This window comes from Rodentibacter heidelbergensis, assembly GCF_002000125.1.
GTDB classification, from domain to species: domain Bacteria; phylum Pseudomonadota; class Gammaproteobacteria; order Enterobacterales; family Pasteurellaceae; genus Rodentibacter; species Rodentibacter heidelbergensis.
Genome location: NZ_MLHH01000004.1, coordinates 17,592 through 35,176 on the forward strand (window position 1 = coordinate 17,592; position 17,585 = coordinate 35,176).

The 17,585-nt window shown below is 41.9% G+C and carries 18 protein-coding genes and 4 pseudogenes; 14 read left to right on the plus strand and 8 right to left on the minus strand.

The genetic code is table 11. The features are described from left to right. Positions 1-44: 44 nt before the first annotated feature. The 5 genes from BKK48_RS01775 to BKK48_RS01795 all read left to right on the plus strand — a co-directional run bounded on the left by BKK48_RS01775 (position 45) and on the right by BKK48_RS01795 (position 5,939). Positions 45-548: a single-stranded DNA-binding protein gene (locus BKK48_RS01775; protein ID WP_077426514.1), complete on the plus strand. Its 504-nt coding sequence runs from the start codon at positions 45-47 to the stop codon at positions 546-548. A gap of 150 nt (positions 549-698) precedes the next feature. Beyond that, complete coding sequence (locus tag BKK48_RS01780) at positions 699-1,979, plus strand: site-specific integrase (protein WP_059245731.1); 1,281 nt, start codon at positions 699-701, stop codon at positions 1,977-1,979. Next, positions 1,966-3,486, plus strand: a complete 1,521-nt coding sequence (locus BKK48_RS01785) for a site-specific integrase (protein ID WP_208604175.1) — start codon at positions 1,966-1,968, stop codon at positions 3,484-3,486. The genes BKK48_RS01780 and BKK48_RS01785 overlap by 14 nt, the downstream gene beginning before the upstream one ends. A 313-nt stretch (positions 3,487-3,799) precedes the next feature. After that, the gene (locus tag BKK48_RS01790; RefSeq protein WP_244154846.1) at positions 3,800-5,527 is read left to right on the plus strand and encodes an integrase; all 1,728 of its coding nucleotides are present in this window, start codon (positions 3,800-3,802) and stop codon (positions 5,525-5,527) included. 1 nt (position 5,528) lies between these two features. Continuing rightward, the gene (locus BKK48_RS01795; RefSeq protein WP_005631033.1) at positions 5,529-5,939 is read left to right on the plus strand and encodes a hypothetical protein; all 411 of its coding nucleotides are present in this window, start codon (positions 5,529-5,531) and stop codon (positions 5,937-5,939) included. A 49-nt stretch (positions 5,940-5,988) separates the two neighbouring features. On the opposite strand, the gene BKK48_RS01800 is transcribed toward BKK48_RS01795, so the two are convergent. After that, on the minus strand, positions 5,989-6,753 hold the full coding sequence (locus BKK48_RS01800) for an efflux RND transporter permease subunit (protein WP_077426515.1): 765 nt from the start codon (positions 6,751-6,753) through the stop codon (positions 5,989-5,991). On the opposite strand from BKK48_RS01800, the gene BKK48_RS01805 reads away from it, so the two are divergent. Then, positions 6,692-7,447 (plus strand): zinc-binding dehydrogenase, encoded by a 756-nt coding sequence (locus BKK48_RS01805; protein WP_143538752.1) that lies wholly within the window; start codon positions 6,692-6,694, stop codon positions 7,445-7,447. The genes BKK48_RS01800 and BKK48_RS01805 overlap by 62 nt on opposite strands. A gap of 52 nt (positions 7,448-7,499) precedes the next feature. Here the strand turns inward: BKK48_RS01805 and BKK48_RS10075 are convergent. Both BKK48_RS10075 and BKK48_RS01815 read right to left on the minus strand, forming a co-directional pair. Further along, positions 7,500-7,865: pseudogene (locus BKK48_RS10075) on the minus strand (bile acid:sodium symporter family protein); the annotation flags it as partial. Positions 7,866-7,879: 14 nt separating this feature from the next. After that, on the minus strand, positions 7,880-8,278 hold the full coding sequence (locus tag BKK48_RS01815; RefSeq protein ID WP_010907411.1) for a Cd(II)/Pb(II)-responsive transcriptional regulator: 399 nt from the start codon (positions 8,276-8,278) through the stop codon (positions 7,880-7,882). A gap of 72 nt (positions 8,279-8,350) precedes the next feature. Between BKK48_RS01815 and BKK48_RS01820 the strand changes: the two genes are divergently transcribed. Continuing rightward, positions 8,351-8,965 (plus strand): cation diffusion facilitator family transporter, encoded by a 615-nt coding sequence (locus BKK48_RS01820; RefSeq protein ID WP_010907412.1) that lies wholly within the window; start codon positions 8,351-8,353, stop codon positions 8,963-8,965. Positions 8,966-9,048: 83 nt separating this feature from the next. Here the strand turns inward: BKK48_RS01820 and arsB are convergent, their stop codons facing one another. The 3 genes from arsB to BKK48_RS01835 form a co-directional block, all read right to left on the minus strand. After that, a complete protein-coding gene (arsB, locus tag BKK48_RS01825) occupies positions 9,049-10,065 on the minus strand; it encodes an ACR3 family arsenite efflux transporter (protein WP_047977622.1) in 1,017 nt (338 codons plus the stop codon). Positions 10,066-10,068: 3 nt separating this feature from the next. Continuing rightward, a complete protein-coding gene (arsC, locus tag BKK48_RS01830) occupies positions 10,069-10,473 on the minus strand; it encodes an arsenate reductase (glutaredoxin) (RefSeq protein ID WP_047977621.1) in 405 nt (134 codons plus the stop codon). 64 nt (positions 10,474-10,537) lie between these two features. Beyond that, positions 10,538-10,840 (minus strand): ArsR/SmtB family transcription factor, encoded by a 303-nt coding sequence (locus tag BKK48_RS01835; RefSeq protein WP_014550505.1) that lies wholly within the window; start codon positions 10,838-10,840, stop codon positions 10,538-10,540. A 171-nt stretch (positions 10,841-11,011) separates the two neighbouring features. Between BKK48_RS01835 and BKK48_RS09835 the strand changes: the two genes are divergently transcribed. Next, on the plus strand, positions 11,012-11,182 hold the full coding sequence (locus BKK48_RS09835) for a hypothetical protein (RefSeq protein ID WP_220186751.1): 171 nt from the start codon (positions 11,012-11,014) through the stop codon (positions 11,180-11,182). On the opposite strand, the pseudogene BKK48_RS01840 reads toward BKK48_RS09835, so the two are convergent. Together BKK48_RS01840 and cueR are read right to left on the minus strand one after the other, a co-directional pair. Then, positions 11,170-11,352 (minus strand): annotated as a pseudogene (locus tag BKK48_RS01840) (arsenic resistance protein); the annotation flags it as partial. The gene BKK48_RS09835 and the pseudogene BKK48_RS01840 overlap by 13 nt on opposite strands. Before the next feature lie 36 nt (positions 11,353-11,388). Then, positions 11,389-11,778, minus strand: coding sequence for a Cu(I)-responsive transcriptional regulator (gene cueR / locus BKK48_RS01845; RefSeq protein ID WP_005612063.1), 390 nt, complete (start codon positions 11,776-11,778; stop codon positions 11,389-11,391). Between the two features lie 190 nt (positions 11,779-11,968). Between cueR and BKK48_RS09960 the strand changes: the two genes are divergently transcribed. The 6 genes and pseudogenes from BKK48_RS09960 (at position 11,969) to BKK48_RS09800 (ending at position 17,430) form a co-directional block, all read left to right on the plus strand. Beyond that, on the plus strand, positions 11,969-12,115 hold the full coding sequence (locus tag BKK48_RS09960; RefSeq protein WP_167366156.1) for a hypothetical protein: 147 nt from the start codon (positions 11,969-11,971) through the stop codon (positions 12,113-12,115). A gap of 70 nt (positions 12,116-12,185) precedes the next feature. Beyond that, entirely contained in the window at positions 12,186-12,932 is a 747-nt protein-coding gene (copM, locus tag BKK48_RS01850) for a CopM family metallochaperone (protein ID WP_077426516.1), read from the plus strand. A 283-nt stretch (positions 12,933-13,215) separates the two neighbouring features. Further along, positions 13,216-15,426, plus strand: coding sequence for a copper-transporting P-type ATPase (locus tag BKK48_RS01855; RefSeq protein ID WP_425271801.1), 2,211 nt, complete (start codon positions 13,216-13,218; stop codon positions 15,424-15,426). A 352-nt stretch (positions 15,427-15,778) separates the two neighbouring features. Beyond that, positions 15,779-16,045 carry an alcohol dehydrogenase catalytic domain-containing protein gene (locus tag BKK48_RS01860; protein ID WP_238327096.1) on the plus strand — a complete coding sequence of 89 codons (267 nt, stop codon included), beginning with the start codon at positions 15,779-15,781 and terminating at the stop codon, positions 16,043-16,045. A 53-nt stretch (positions 16,046-16,098) separates the two neighbouring features. Next, positions 16,099-16,242, plus strand: a pseudogene (locus tag BKK48_RS10180) (helix-turn-helix domain-containing protein); the annotation flags it as partial. Positions 16,243-16,260: 18 nt separating this feature from the next. Next, positions 16,261-17,430 (plus strand): annotated as a pseudogene (locus BKK48_RS09800) (IS3 family transposase). Positions 17,431-17,585 lie beyond the last annotated feature (155 nt).

Sequence of the window (17,585 nt, forward strand, 5' to 3'; positions counted from 1 at the left end):
CAAAATAACCGCACTTTTTTAATATAAAAAATGAGGATTTTTCAATGGCAGGAGTAAATAAGGTAATTATTGTAGGTCATTTAGGTAATGATCCTGAAGTTCGTACCATGCCAAATGGGGATGCCGTTGCCAATATCAGCGTTGCAACCAGTGAAAGTTGGACTGATCGTAACAGTGGCGAACGTCGTGAAATCACAGAATGGCACCGTATCGTATTTTATCGCCGTCAAGCCGAAATCTGTGGCGAATATTTACGCAAAGGCTCGCAAGTTTATGTAGAAGGCCGCCTGCGTACCCGCAAATGGCAAGATCAAAATGGACAAGATCGCTACACCACAGAAATTCAAGGCGATGTCATGCAAATGCTAGGTAGCCGTAACGCAAATGCAGGGGGATATGGCGCTCCGGATATGACACAAAGCAGCCCACAGCCAAGCTACCAAGCGAACGCCAACAACAGTTATCAATCATCCCGCCCGGCCCAACAGCAACCAAAACCACAGGCCGAACCCCCAATGGATGGTTTTGATGATGAAATTCCGTTCTGAGTTACATATAATTTAAAACTGTAAAATAAAACCCATATAAATATAGAGAACCCTTTATTTTAAAAGGGTTCTCTTTTTTTACATTAATTTTGACACAATATCTTTAATTTGATAGTATTTATATATGATATTTTTGTAAATTAAATGAATATGTATAGATTAGAAACAGTCCTTTTTTCAAATGGAGAACGTTTTCCTATATTGGTTAATGTTAAAACTGGTATTCCTGATTTTTATTCAACCTTATGGGTAACTGTGGAACTACGTAATCAATCCGCAGTAAACACAATTAGAAATAAGCTGGGAACTATACAGTGGATAATGAATTGGGAAAAACAGAATAATCTTGTTATTAGTGATCTAATTCATAACAAAGTACTCTTAACAGAAAACCAATTAGAATCTCTTATTCGGCATATGAGAATAAATGTAAAAAAGCAAAAGAATGTAATCAATACAAAAAAAAGTGTGTTAATGAAAGGTAGGACTCAATTTATTGATATTTATTCTGCCGTATCTCTTAGTCATCAATATAATAGACTAACAACGCTTTCAGAATACATATTATTTCTATCTAAAGTAATTAATGTATCTAATGAATATATTGAAAAATTGACGAAACTAATTACGTTAATTAAAGAGTCAAGACCTAAAAATCATAAAACATTATCTATCAAACCAGAAAGTGAGCTACCTGATGGATTGTTAGATGAGTTTATGTCTATTGCGAACTTTTCTAATCCTAATAATCCATTTCAAGATATTGGAATTAGAAAAAGAAACCATTTGATGTTTATCTTATTAAAGGAATTAGGGATTAGAAGAGGAGAGCTATTATCAATTCAAATCCCATTTATTGATATAGGGACAGCTAAATCCTCAATTACAATTAGACGAACGCATGATGATAAATTTGACACAAGGAAGAAGCAAGCTGTAAGTAAAACGAAAGAAAGGCGACTTCCTATTTCACAAAATATAGCTCAACTTATCAATGACTATATTATGAACTATCGCTCTAAGATTCCTAACGCTAATAAACATCCATATTTATTTGTAACCCATCGAAAAGGGAAAACGCAAGGAAACCCAATTAGTACCAGTTCTTTTGATAATGTTATTGTACCAACGATGAAAAAGATAGATTCTAAATTTTCAATTATTCATCCACATATTTTTCGTCATGAATGGAACTTAGATTTTTCACGAAAGGTGGATAAAAATAATCAAAATGTAAATCATGATTCTTCTCATAAAGATTTTATTTCTCCTGAAAAAGAAGCAAAGATGAGACAACATCTTATGGGACATACATCCGAGAAATCAGGAAATATTTATAATCAACGTTATATAAGAGAAAAAGCTAACAAGATATTATTAGATCTTCAGATTGAGTTTCAAAAAAAGGTTGATAATTATGAATCAGAATAAACGTCTTAGACAGTCAAGAGATGGGTATGTATTTGATGAAAATGAAAACTCTTGGCATATAAGTAAAGATATTACAATTAATTTCTCTCAAGCTGTATTAGATATAGATCATAAAACACTAGCAGGATTTAAAAAAACACTTGCTATTTATGCTGAAAAATATTCTAGCTACCATACTTTTAATATGCATCGTCGATTCCAAGAATTTGTAATAAGTACTAACTCAAATATTATTGATACATCTGTGATAATAAATTGGAAAGCTACTTTAGGTAAAGAGCGTGAGTGGCATTTAGGAGCATTAAAGGGTTTTTTACTGTCATGGCATGAGTATGGCTATTATGGAGTTGATAAATCTGTTGTGTCATTGCTAGAAAGCTTTACGTTGAGTGGAAATGATAAAGGTAAATCGGTATTAATGAGATGCCCTTATACAGGAGCATTTACCGAAAATGAAATTTTGGCTTTAATGGCTGAACTTGCTAGACTTTGGAGAGAAGATCTTATTTCATTTGAAACATATGCATATATTCACTTACTTCAATCTACAGCTAGAAGACCCATTCAAATACGCCATTTAAAATTTGAAGACCTAAGAAAGGAAATCTCTCAAGGAACATGGAATTATTTTCTAAATATCCCTAGTGCAAAAAAAAGAGGAGGGCTATTTAGAGAAACGTTTAAAAAGCTTGCTATAACAGAGGACTTATATTTAATTCTCCTAAACTTTATGGAACATCAATATAAGAAATTGCTTAGTCTGGTTGATGAAACCTTTATTTCTAGTTATAAAATGAAATTACCAATGTTTATTGATTGGAATTGTTTAAAGAAGAATATCAAAAATAGGAATTTTGATCTTTCATTATTAAACAAAGATATTTTTCATTATTCTGCTTCTTCGTTGGACCTATACTCATTACGAAAATTCTGTATTCACCAAAAAGCAATTTCAGAACGAACAGGTGAAATTATTCATATAACAGCAAGACGTTTTCGCCATACAAGAGGAACAAATCTAGGGAGAAAAGGAGTTGGAGCGACAATCATTGCGGAGCTTTTAGATCACACAGATACGCAAAATGTAAAAGTTTACACAGAAAATACAGCTGATACAGTGCAATACATTGATCGTGTTATGGGAGCTGAAATGGGAAAACTGGCTCAAGCGTTTACTGGTAGAATTATTTCTAATTTAAATGAAAGTGAGAGAGGATATGATCCAACATCTTTAATAACTAATGACGGAGTAGATACTATAGGTGCATGTGGAACAAATGATTTTTGTATAACTGGCTATGAAACTTGTTATTTATGCCCTAAATTTAGACCTTTGGTTGATGGGCCACATCAACAAATATTAAATAAGCTATATAAAGAAAAAGAAGAGCGTTTAAAACGAACTAAAAGTATAGATTATGCATCCTCTAAAGATCGTATTATATTGGCTGTTGAATATGTTGTTCAAGCGTGTAATGAAATGAAAAAAACTATGGAAGCTCATTAATCATGAATAACCCAATTTTTTCCAAGTATATGAGAGTCCAGAATCTAGTTTAGAAAATTTTATCACTTTCTGTAAAAATCAACTTACAGCCTTCGGAAGTGATTGTTGGGAAAATAATCAATGGAGAGATACTTTTAATCTTCACAACATTCAAGTTCGTTTTTCCACCGATAGAGTTAAATCTACATCGTATCAATATGAACCGTTATCTGAACCATTCATTGAATTTGCCAAAGCCTATATTCGTTATACTTATTCTCTAAATCCTATTCGTAATTTAGCCCGACATATTGAATCTTTACGTATAGTTGAAATGGCTCTCTATAATATTAAAGGAAAGGTTGACATACTTCTGCTTGATTATTTAGTTATTCATGAAGTAGAAAATATCGTATCAAAGAAATATAAAAAAGGTACGGAATCAGTCAATAAATTAGGTTATCAACTTCAAAAGTTATTTGATTTTTGTAGAGAAAATCAAATTACACCTCAACTACCTTTATGGGAAAATCCTTATAAACGCCCTAGAGATTTGACTATACTACTGGATGATAAAGGAAAAGAATACCGTTCAAGTAAAATGCCAACAGATGAAGAAATGATGTTGGTTGCTAAACTCTTTCATGATGCACCAAATTTAGATAAAGAAACTGAATATTATACAGCAGTTATGGCCCTACTTATGGTTGCTCCATCTCGTTGCTCTGAGTTGATGTCTTTATCTGTTAATTGCTTAGAATGGGAAGAAGATAGCTTAGGAAACAAGCAATTAGGTATTCGATGGATACCTGCAAAAAATGGAAAAGAGGGTTTGAAATGGGTTCCTAGTAGCATGCAAGATGTGATTATTGAAGCTGTCAAACGTTTAACAAATATAGGAGCTTTAGCAAGAAATGCAGCAAAGTTTGCGGAAGAAAATCCTAATACGTTGATGATATCCGATCAAGACGTACAATTATCCCCTTATTTATCTCAAAAGCCTTTAACTGAAATAGAAATAGGTAAGGCTTTAGGATTTAATGGAAAGTATGGGATTAGAACTAAGTGGTTTAAAAAATTAATGAAGGAAAATGATTTTGTTATCACTTATGATGTTTTAGGGAAATACTTATACGAAAAATATACCTCAAAATTTAATTACTGGCCATATATCGATAAAAATAAAAATGTTAAGGCTTCTGAAGCTTTGTTATTGTTCAGAGAAAATGAATTTCATGATGACTTTTCCCCTAAAAGTTTTTCTTTTGTGTTACCAACGGTGAATCAAATTAATGATAGGTTTTGCTATTCTGAAACTCGTCCTAAAACATCATTATGGGAAAAACATTGTATAGGCACATCCAAAGGAGAATTCATAAGATTACCATCACACAATGCAAGACATTGGTTAAGTACAAAAGCTGAACGAGGAGGAATGGATGAGTTAACTTTAGCTAATTGGGCAGGACGAGCAAGAGTTGCAGATAACAAGGCTTATGATCACAGAACAGAAGAAGAAAAAAGTGAATCAGTTAGGAATTTACTCATTCCCGAAGATATTTCTATCTTAGATAAAATTCATTTGAATCTTCCTATTACCTATGAAGACTTAGGGAAAGATAGAATTGGAATCGCAACGGTAACAGAAATAGGGATCTGTGAACATGATTATGCAATGTCTCCATGTTCTCGTCATGGTGATTGTGAAACATGTAAAGAGCTTATTTGTATTAAAGGATTAGAGTCTTCTTTAGAAATATTAAAGCAACGTGAGACTCAATTAATCGAGCAATTTAATAAAGCCAAAGAACACCATAAAATAGGTGTTTTTGGTGAAGATCGTTGGATAAGTAACCTAGGATGGAGATTAACACATATAAAAACTAAAATTAAGTTCTTAGAAAATAGTGAAATCCCAAATGGATCATTATTAAGAATGCCTGATGAGTACGACCCTTCTCCAGTTAAATTAGCTTTACAGGAAAAGGGAATGGATATAGATCTTCAAAAGCCTGAAACAGCTAGATTAGACGATGATTTATATAGACTAATGGAGTTATAGTATGCCTAAAATTCTTATCACAGAGGAAAATTTAGAAGATATAATCATGTTGATTAATACTTGGGAGGGTAAATTAACATGGGATTTACTTTGTTCTGAAGTTTCACAACTATTGAATATTAAAAGCATTGAAAGACAATCACTAGCTAATTATAGTGATATACAAAAGGCTTTTAGTACACGGAAACAAAGAATAAAAGAAAACTCTAAAGCTAATCCTCAACCAAATGTAACGATAGATTATTTGCAAAAACAAGTAAATAATTTAAAGGCTCAAGTACAACGATTGGAAGAAATCAATGAGCAATACAAGCAAAAATTCATTGTATGGCAGTATAATGCATATATGCATGGAATGACAGAAGATAAGCTAAATAAGCCACTTATTGCAGTTAATCGCCAGCATCGATAAAGAGATACCGTTTGAAATTTAAATTTCAAACAGTATTTTTTCAAAAAGATTATCCTTCTCTTCTTGGGATTCTATCCTCCGGTGTTACTGATGTTAATTTGGCTAATTTCGGGGCTAGCCATTCTCTGAGGTCATCCATTAAGGAATAAACTACAGGCACAAATACTAGGCTCAACAAGGTTGAGGCGATTAAACCACAAATGACAGCGATTGCCATAGGTGCTCTAAATGCCGCGCCTGCACCGCTGGCAAACACGGCCGGGATCATTCCCGCTACCATTGCAATGGTGGTCATTAAAATCGGGCGGACACGTTCCGAACCCGATTGAATTAAGGCTTGATGGCGTATCATTCCTTGTTGACGTTTTTCTATCACGAAGTCCACCAGCAAAATGGAGTTTTTAGTTACGATGCCCATTAACATCAAAATGCCGATCACAGAAGACATATCCAACGCTGCACCGTAGGCGAGCAAGCCAACTGCTGCGCCGCCAATAGAGAGCGGAAGTGCGGTCAAAATGGTAAGCAGTTGCAAGAAATCCTTGAACAACAATACCAGCACTAACAACACCATCGCTACGCCAGACGCCATAGCAAAGCCGAATTGGCTGAACATTTCGTCCATCATTTCCGCATCGCCCGATGATGGCACACGCACGCCGTCAGGCAGGTTTTGCATTATCTGTAGCTCGTTGATTTGAGATAATGCGGTGCCGATGGTTTGCCCTAAGGCTAAATCTGCTTCCACTGCAATGCAGTGTTCACGGTCGAAACGCTCTAAACTTGCCGATGAATATCGGCAACGATACGGCACTTATGGCGAGCTCGTGAATATGCCTGTTCACGCAGTGGTAAAACACCCTGAAAATCTGACGATGGAGCAAGCGGCTGCCAGTTGGATGATGTTTGTAACCGCATACGGCGGTTTGATTGAATTTGGCAAGGTGCAAAAAAGCGATTTTGTTGTATTGGGCGGAGCGACCAGCTCGGTAGGCATTGCCGCCATTCAAATCGCCAAAATGCAAGGGGCAAACGTGATTGCTCTGTCTCGCACGCACGCCAAAGGCGATGTGCTTTTACAGAAAGGGGCGGATTTTGTGATTGCCACCAAAGAAGATGACGTTACGGCTAAATTACTAGAAATTACAAACGGCAAAGGCGTGAATTTGGTGTTCGACCCTGTGGGTGGCAAAGAAGCAGCAAAAATTATCAACGCAATGACACAAGACAGCAAATACATCATCTACGGTGCATTAAGCCACGATGATATCGCCGTGCCTGTGTTCCCAATTTTAGGCAAACACTTAACCGTGCGAGGCTATGAATTGTTTGAAATCACTACCGTACCAGAAAAACTCGCTCAAGCGAAAAAATTCGTGTTTGACGGCTTAGCAAGCGGTCAATTAAAACCAGAAATTGACAAAGTTTTTGCTTTTGATGAAATGGCGGAAGCTCACCGTTATATGGAAAGCAATGCACAGATTGGGAAGATTTTGGTAAAGGTTTGATTGTTTTAAGGTAAATATGCCGTCTGAAAAATAAGTTTCAGACGGCACATCGTTATTTTACCTGCCGATTAAGCCACCACACTAGCGAGAGCATCACAGGCACTTCCACCAGCACACCGACCACCGTTGCCAATGCCGCCCCCGAGTGCAAACCGAACAAAGAAATTGCCACCGCCACCGCCAATTCAAAAAAATTACTCGTGCCAATCAAGCACGCAGGGGCGGAAATTTCGTGTGGTAATTTGAGCTATTTTGCCAAAACGTGAGCCAAGGCAAAAATGCCGTAAGTCTGTGCCAGCAAGGGAATGGCAATCAGCAAAATAATCAAGGGATTGGCAATAATGGTTTGGGTTTGAAAGGCAAACAGCAACACCACCGTCAAAATCCAACCCATAATGGAAAAAGGTTTCAGGCTGCCTGAAAAATATTCCGCTATTCTTTTTCTTTAATACCTTGAATAATCTGACACTTATCAACCGTTTTATTTTCACAACCCACAAATTGCATTAGAAAAGTTTTAACTTGTTGTAGTTCTGTGATTTGTTCGTCCAAATATGCCAAATGTTGCTCGGCAAGTGCATTGATTTCATTGCATTGTTTGTTAGGCGTTTGTTGTAATTGCAACAGCGTTTTGATGTTACTTAAAGAAAGACCGATATTACGGCAAGTTTTAATAAAGCGTAATTGTTCTAACTGATTTTCATCAAACACACGATAGCCGTTTTGTTGATGTGTAGGGGCGATTAAGCCTTGTTTTTCATAATAACGAATGGTTTCCAAATGTACGCCTGTTTGTTCACTGGCTTGTTTTATTTTAAAAAATTTTGACATTTTGGCTTGACCCTGTAATGACTACGGAGTTTATAGTATAGGAAATTTCATCTTAAAACAGGAGCAAAAAAAATGGCGTGCCAAAATTGTTGTGGTTCAAATCAGCCCATTCATCAATCGCCCAAGTACAAAAAAGCCTTGTGGATTGTCTTGATATTAAATTTATCAATGTTTTTTGTGGAAATTGTGATGGGGGTTAAATCAGGTTCAACTTCGCTGTTGTCGGACAGTTTGGATTTCTTGGGCGACAGTGCCAATTATTTGATAAGTTTGATTGTTTTGCCAATGGCGTTAAGTTACCGAGCCAAAGCATCTATGGTTAAGGGGCTAACGATGGGCGGTTTTGGTTTATTTATTTTAATGACAACCATTTATCGTGTGTTTTATGGGGAAATGCCCAGTTATTCTGAAATGAGCATTGTGGGGTTTTTGGCGTTATTGATCAATGTGTCGGCATTGTTGATATTATTAAAATTTCGTGATGGCGACAGCAATGTCCGCAGTGTGTGGGTGTGTTCCCGAAACGATGCGATTGGTAATGTGGCGGTAATTTTGGCGGGTATGGCAGTTTATTTTTTTCAATCAAAATATCCTGATTTAATTGTGGCGTTTGTTTTGGCATTTTTGGCATTACAAGCCAGTCAAGAAATCATCAAAAGGGCTTGGGCGGAATTAAAAGTCAGTTAATTTAAAACACCGTTTGGATTGATGTTCAAGCGGTGTTTTTATTTTTAAATTTTGCAAAATAACTTTCAGGCTGCCTGAAAAACCTACACCCCTTTATTCCCCAGCGATTTTCGGTTTATCCACCACACCAGCGAGAGCATCACAGGCACTTCCACCAGCACACCGACCACCGTTGCCAATGCCGCCCCAGAATGCAAACCGAACAAAGAAATTGCCACCGCCACCGCCAATTCAAAAAAATTACTCGTGCCAATCAAGCACGCAGGGGCGGAAATTTCGTGTGGTAATTTGAGCCATTTTGCTAAAACGTGAGCCAAGGCAAAAATGCCGTAAGTCTGTGCCAGCAGGGGAATAGCAATCAGCAGAATAATCAAAGGGTTGGCAATAATGGTTTGGGCTTGAAAGGCGAATAGCAACACCACCGTCAAAATCAAGCCCATCACGGAAAAGGGTTTTAGGCTGCCTGAAAATTGTGCCACCGATTTACCCGATTTTTGTAAATAAGAGCGGGTAAGCCAGCCTGCCAGCAAGGGCAACAGCACATACAAAACCGTGCTTAAAATCAAGGTATTCCACGGAATTTCTATGTCGCTTACGCCGAGCAATACGCCTGCAATCGGAGCATACGCCACAATCATAATCAAATCATTGACCGAAACCTGCACCAAAGTGTAATTGGGGTCGCCTTTGACCAGTTGCGACCACACAAACACCATTGCCGTACACGGTGCCACACCCAGCAAAATCATGCCGGCAATGTATTCTTGTGCCGACTGTGCGTCCACCCAACCTGCAAAAAACACCCGAAAAAACAACCAGCCGAACACCGCCATCGTAAACGGCTTGACCAACCAGTTGATAAATAAGGTTAAAAATAAGCCCTTTGGTTTTTTGCCCACGTCTTTGATTGCCGACCAATCAATCTGAATCATCATCGGATAAATCATCAGCCAAATCAGTATCGCCACAGGCAAATTCACATGAGCCACTTCCAAAGATGCAACCCATTGAAATACATTGGGCAACCAAACACCCAAAACCACGCCCAGCACAATCGCCAACGCCACCCAAAGGCTTAAAAAACGTTCAAACAACCCCATGATTTACTCCTTATGATTAATAATTTCGCCGTCTTCTTTGACAAACGGGATCGCAAAAGGCGGTAAAAATGCCAAAACTGTTTCGGACGGACGGCATAATTTCACGCCTTTTTCGCTCACCACAATCGGACGATTGATTAAAATCGGTTCACGAAGCATGGCGGAAATGAGTTCGTCATCGCTTAACTTTTCGTTTTGCAAACCAAGCGTTTCATACGGCACTACATTCGTCCTAAGTAACTGGCGGGGCGTGATGCCCATGCGTTTGATTAAATTACGCAAAGTCGTTTCACTTGGCGGATTTTTCAAATATTCAATCACTTGTGGCTCAATACCAGCGTGGCGGATGAGTGCCAGCACATTGCGTGAAGTACCGCAGTTTGGGTTGTGATAAATGGTAATGTTCATAGTTACTCCAATCTTTCAAGAAATATAGAAATATTTGGCAATAATTTTTCAGGCTGCCTGAAAATCACTGGCAAGATTCGCCTGTTTGAGAACAGCAGTTTTGGGTCAGAAAATGGGTCAATGCCATCATCAAATCCAGCTCGGCAAAATAACGCATGTGCCGTCCTTCCTGCACCACACGCACAAGCCCCGAATGCAACAGGCTTTTTAGATGAAAAGACACATTATTCGGGGCAAGGTTAAGCTGTTTTGCCAAGTCGCCAGCAATCATGCCAGTACTGCCTGCGGCGGTAAGTTGTTGAAAAATCGCCAGTCTTATCGGAGAAGACAGGCTCTCAAAGAGTTTGCTTGCTTGTATCGTATTCATAGGCGTAATTATAACAAGAAATTTCAATATTTCAAGTATGGTTGAAATGTTTTTTAATTGTCCGAAGCCACCTTTCCAAATCCAAAAACCCACTTCCCATTTTTCGCTATTCTTATCCTAATTTCAATACATTAAAATACGCTCATTCCATTTCATAAATAAGGTAAAAAAATGACCAAACAAATTCAATTTACAAAAACAGGTTCGCCTGATGTCCTGCAAATCGTTGATGTACAAATCCCCGCCCCCAAATCGGGCGAAGTGCAAATCCAAATGCACGCTTTGGGGCTAAAGGCAAAAATCATAATCACATCATTTAAGTACACTTACACCAGCGTGTAATTGGGGTCGCCTTTGACCAGTTGAGACCAAACAAAAACCATTGCCGTACAAGGCGCCACCCCAAGCAAAATCATACCTGCAATGTACTCGCCTGCCGATTGTTCATCTACCCAGCCAGCAAAAAACACCTTAAAAAACAACCAGCCCACAAGTGCCATCGTAAAAGGCTGTTATCAAGCTATGGCATTCATCTGCTTTGATGGTGGTTAAAAATCGCCCAAGCCTTTTAAGATGGGGCAGTCGGGATTGTCATCGCCCCCGCAGGCATCGCTCCACACTTGCAGGGTGTGTTGCATTGATTTTAATTCTTTGATTTTATTGGATAAAAAATCAATATGACTGGCGGTGAGCGTTTTGACCTGAGCACTTGTGCGGTGTGGATTGTCTTGCAGTGCCAAAAGCTCGCCAATCTGTGCAAGCGAAAAACCGACGCTGCGGGCTTTGGCGATGAATTTTAGCCGAGCGATGTCATTGGAGTTATAAATCCGATAACCTGCTTCACTGCGTGATGGGTTAATTAATAAGCCTGCTTTTTCATAATCACGGATTTGTTTAACGGAAAGTTGGGTAGATTTAGACGCTTGTCCGATGTTCATTGTTGCTCCTTATTGAGTGGTGTGTAAAAAAATGTTATCAAGTAAAAACAACCCTTGACCCTAACGCAAGGTTAGGGTTTATGATGCACACATCAAAACAAAAAAGCAATGCTTTTAATCGCTTAAAAGCACTTTGTTTTGATAATCCACTTTAACTTAACATTCGGAGAAACTGTTATGAACGCTGATTTTGTTCAAAAACGACACGCCCATTGCGGCTGCCAGTCTTGCACGGGGCAAAACTGCCGTCCGGACTGCCAATGCCAAAACGGCAAGCCCTGCATTTGTGATGACTGCACTTGCAACGGCTGTGCGTGTGAATCGTAAAACCAAATAGTGAAGTGGACATTGGGCGAATCTGTCATTTGCCCAATGTTATCAATGCCCATTTTGACAAGGAGAATCTAATGACATTCATCAAAAACCGTGCCGTACATCTTGTCGCTGCCGCTGTTGTTTTGGCGACTTCAACCGCTTTTGCCGACGGCAAAAACGAAGTGCCGACGCACTCGATGGCGTGCGACAATAACTACACCCAAACCACCCACAACTGCCCAAATAACCAAAACGGGCACGCAGCGGTGAACCACGCCCATATGAACCACTCTGCTATGGCGATGGATACTCAAAATGCTCCGCCCCATACCCAAGCCTATCTTGCAATGATGAACAAGATGGGCGATGAGATGAGCAAAGCGGGCAATCTTGCCGATGCTGATACCGCTTTTGCCAAAGGTATGATTCCGCACCATATCGGAGCAGTTGAGATGGCAAAAGTACAGCTTGAATTTGGCAAAGACGAAACAATGAGAAAACTTGCCCAAGCGATTATTGATGGACAACAAAGTGAAATCGACCTGATGAACGCTTGGCTGGCGGGTAAAGACACCGCAACCCAAAACCCGCAAGCCCCGCACGCCAAGGCCTATGCCGCAGGCAAGGCGCACCACGAGGCGATGATGGCGGCAATCAATGAGCCAAACCCTGATGTTGCCTTTGCCAAAGCAATGATTCCGCATCATCAAGGGGCGGTCGAGATGGCAAAAGTGCAATTACAGTTCGGCAAAGACGAAAAAATGAAAAAGCTCGCTCAAGACATCATCAAAGCCCAAGAACCTGAAATCAAGCTGATGCAAGACTGGCTAAAACAGTAGGGGCAATAAGGAAAAAACACCGCTTTTGATAAAGCGGTGCTTTTGAGGTCGTCTGAAAACAGGTTTAAGGCTTTTTCAGACGGCATTTGGGGTTTTCAGGCAGCCTTTAAAACAAGCCCCAAGGAAATGATGATGCCGACTTGTCGGACACATCGGCAAGCGATGTTCTGAACCTTCTGCTTTTTCAGACGGCATCGGTATTTGCAGGCAGCCTGAAAAAAACCGTCATTCTGACCGGCCCAATCCGTACCTGCTTTTTCGGTAAACGACCGGTGATGACCCTATGAACTCAACAGGAGAAATTGTGATGAAGCAAGAAACACACAAACCGCCCAAACACCACGAGTGCCGACACGGACAGCACCGCCCTGTGCAGACACCGTCCGATGCAGCGGCTGCTTCGGGCTACACCTGCCCGATGCATCCGGAAATCCGGCAAGACCGCCCCGGCAACTGCCCTCTTTGCGGTATGGCATTGGAGCCGCTGATGCCTGAATTGGACGACGACAATCCGGAGCTGCGTGATTTTTCCCGACGCTTTTGGTACACGCTGCCCCTGACGGCGGCAGTACTGGTGCTGGCGATGTTCGGCGAGCGTCTGAACCTGATGGATATGGCCGCACAAAGCTGGGTAGAGCTGGTGCTGTCGCTGCCGATCGTGCTGTGGGCGGGGCTGCCGTTTTTCTCACGGGGTTGGCAGTCGCTGGCAAACCGTAGTCCCAATATGTGGACGCTGATTGCACTGGGAACGGGTGCAGCCTTCGTTTACAGCGTTGTTGCCACCGCTGCACCCGGCATCTTTCCGGCATCGTTTGTATCGATGGGGCGGGTCGGCGTGTATTTTGAGGCGGCGGCCGTCATCATCTCGCTGACCTTGCTCGGCCAGATGCTCGAACTCAAAGCCCGGTCGCAGACTTCGGCGGCAATCAAGACCCTGCTCGGACTGGCGCCCAAAACCGCACGGCGTATCGGCCCGGGCGGTGCTGAAGAAGATGTGCCGCTCAGCCACATCCACATCGGCGACCTTCTGCGTGTGCGCCCCGGCGAAAAAGTGCCTGTCGATGGCGTGGTGGTTGAGGGCGCAAGCTCGGTAGATGAATCGATGCTGACCGGCGAGCCGCTGCCGGTGCGCAAAGCCACCGGCGACAAAGTCATCGGCGCCACGCTCAACACCGGCGGTGCGCTCGTCATCCGCTCCGAGCGCATCGGTTCGGAAACCGTGCTTTCGCAGATTGTCCAGATGGTGGCCCAGGCGCAGCGCTCCAAAGCACCGATGCAGCGTATGGCCGACGGGGTGGCAGGCTATTTCGTACTGGCGGTTGTCGCCGTCGCCGTTGCCACTTTCTTTGTCTGGGGCGTGTTCGGCCCGCAACCGTCTTGGGTGTTCGGGTTGATCAACGCCGTTGCGGTCTTGATTATCGCCTGCCCCTGTGCACTGGGACTGGCCACGCCGATGTCGGTGATGGTCGCCACAGGACGCGGGGCAGGCAGGGGCATATTGTTCCGTGATGCCGCCGCTATCGAAAACTTGCGGCGAGTAGACACTTTGGTGATTGATAAAACCGGCACACTCACCGAAGGCCGACCCGCCTTTGACCGTGCCGTTGCGGCAGCAGGCTTTTCCGCCGAAGAAGTGCTGCGTTTGGCCGCCAGCTTGGATCAGGGCAGCGAACACCCGCTGGCCGACGCCATTGTGCAGGCCGCACGGGCACAACAGCTGAAGCTGAGCAAACCCGAACAGTTTGATTCAGGCAGCGGCATCGGCGTGAGCGGCGTGGTTGAAGGGCGTGCGCTGGCACTGGGCAACACGGCGTTTATGCGGCAGAACGGGCTTAGCGTCGAACCACTGATCGAGCAGGCCGAATCCCTGCGCAGTGAAGGTGCCAGCGTGATATATCTGGCTGCGGACGGACATCTTGCGGGACTGCTTGCCGTCTCCGATCCTGTAAAAGACAGCACCCCCGAAGCATTGGCCTCGCTCAAAGCAGCCGGCCTGCGCATCATTATGGCAACCGGCGACGGATTGACCACGGCAAACGCCGTGGGCGCAAAACTGGGCATCGACGAAGTGCACGGCGAAGTCAAGCCCGCCGACAAACTGGCACTGATCGAGCGGCTTCAGAACGAAGGGCGGGTGGTCGCAATGGCAGGCGACGGCATCAACGATGCCCCCGCACTGGCCAAAGCCGATGTCGGCATCGCAATGGGTACCGGCACCGATGTGGCAATGAGCAGTGCGCAAATCACGCTGGTCAAAGGCGATTTGCGGGGTATTGCCACCGCACGCAAATTGTCTGAGGCCACCGTGCGCAATATGAAGGAAAACCTGTTATTTGCCTTCTTATACAACGGCCTGGGGGTTCCCGTTGCCGCCGGCGTGCTGTACCCCTTTACCGGCTGGCTGCTCTCGCCGATGATTGCCGCACTGGCGATGAGCCTAAGCTCGGCATCCGTGGTCGGCAACGCACTGCGGCTGCGCAAAAGCAAGTTGTAGACCACAGCCCCGCAGGCTTCTTCCAATGACAAAACGACCTCAAAAACACCGCTTTTGATAAAGCGGTGTTTTTTATGCCGTCTGAAAAGGTCTTTAATACTTTTTCAGACGGCATTGTGTTTTTCAAACAGTTTCGCAGTGTGCGTCATTGCACCAACCCAATATTTCATCAGGAAAATGGTGCAACAAGTTGCACCCTACATCTTTGATGCTTTTTTAAGACGGCATTTTTTTCAGACGGACTAAAACACCCAATCTTTCCATTTTTAAAAACCAACTTCCCATTTTTCGCCATTCTTATTGTTATTTTAAAACGCTAAAATACGCCCATTTTTTAATATAGGTCAAAACAATGAGCAAACAAATCCAATTTACAAAAACAGGTTCGCCTGATGTCCTGCAAATCGTTGATGTACAAATCCCCGCCCCAAAATCGGGCGAAGTGCAAATCCAAATGCATGCTTTGGGACTAAACCGTGCCGAGATGATGTATCGGGAAGGGGCGTATGTGATTGACTCTGTGTTCCCTGCGACTTTGGGTTATGCAGGGGCAGGCGTGGTCGTGGCGGTGGGCGATGACGCTGGCGAATTTCAAATCGGCGACAAAGTGAGCGTCTGATCTGCCCCCCAAAAGTTGGACTAAAAACCAACTGATTAAGGTGCAGATTTTTTATGACGAAATACAACCAATCTTTCAAACAAGAAGTGATCGCATTTTTTCTCCAAAACGGGAAAAATTGCTCACTCACTCGCCAGCAATTTCAGCTTAAAGCCTCCACGCTACGTCGTTGGATTTCGCAATATAACTATAATGGAATCAATAGTTTAGCCGTACTGGGTAAGAAGCAAAAATATTCCCCAGAATTTAAATTAACCGTCATACAAGCGGTCAAAAAGGGGCAATTTTCTGCAGAAAGTGCTTGTCTGCATTTTGGTATTGCTAATTCAGGGGTGATTAGCCAGTGGTTGCAAGCCTTTGAAAAACAAGGTATAAACGGCTTATTTCCAAAGCCGAAAGGACGACCAGCAATGAAACCGAAATACCCGAAAATGCCTCCCCCCCAAAACCGAAGAAGAACGCTTGCGTTATCGGATTTTGGAACTGGAAGCGGAGAATGCTTACCTAAAAAAGTTGCGGGAACTCAACCAAGCAAAAATGCGGAAAAAGTAGCCATCATGAAAATGTTGAGGGTAAATTTTTCCTTGGAAATATTACTCCATTTGACAGGTTTAAAACGCTGTTCATTCTTTTATCATTTACAGCTTAAAATTGATAAAAATGTGGCAATTAGGCAGGAAATTGTTGAGATTTATCGCAAAAATGACGGCAATTATGGCTATCGTCGTATTACGTTAGCATTGCGAAAAATGTTCGGTGCAATTAACCATAAGCGTGTGCAAGCGATAATGCAACAGCTTGATTTAAAAGGAAAATGTAAGCAGAGAAAATATCGTTCTTACAAAGGCGAAGTGGGTAAAATTGCCGAGAATTTATTGCGACAGGATTTTCACACAAACGCTCCAAATGAAAAGCTCGTCACGGATATTACCGAGTTTAAATGTGCGGAAGGCAAACTTTATCTTTCGCCGATTAAGGACTTATTTAATGGCGAAATTATCGCCTATGACCTTGCCCGAAGCCCAAACTTTGAGCAAATAATGCGAATGATGAAACAAGCTGTCGCAAAGCTCCCGCAAGGAGCAAGCCTGATTTTACATTCCGACCAAGGATGGTAATATCAGATGGCAGGTTATCAGGCGATATTGAAACAAAATGGCATCGTGCAAAGTATGTCAAGAAAAGGAAATTGCTTGGATAACAGTGCGATGGAAAGCTTTTTCGGGCGATTGAAGACGGAATGTTATTTTGGTAAACGATTTGAAACATTTGAGCAACTCGAACAAACTATTCACAAATATATTCATTATTACAATCACGAGCGTATTCAAGTGAGACTAAAAGGGCTAAGCCCTGTGCAATACAGAACTCAGTCCTTGAATTAACGTAGTCTAACTTTTTGGGGGCAGATCAATAATTAAATTTTGTAAAAATAAATCATAAAAAACCAAGAGAAGAAAATACTCACTTTTATTAAAGCATCAAGACCATAAAATATTATCTATATAACCGGAAAGTGAATTACCAGATGGGTTATTAA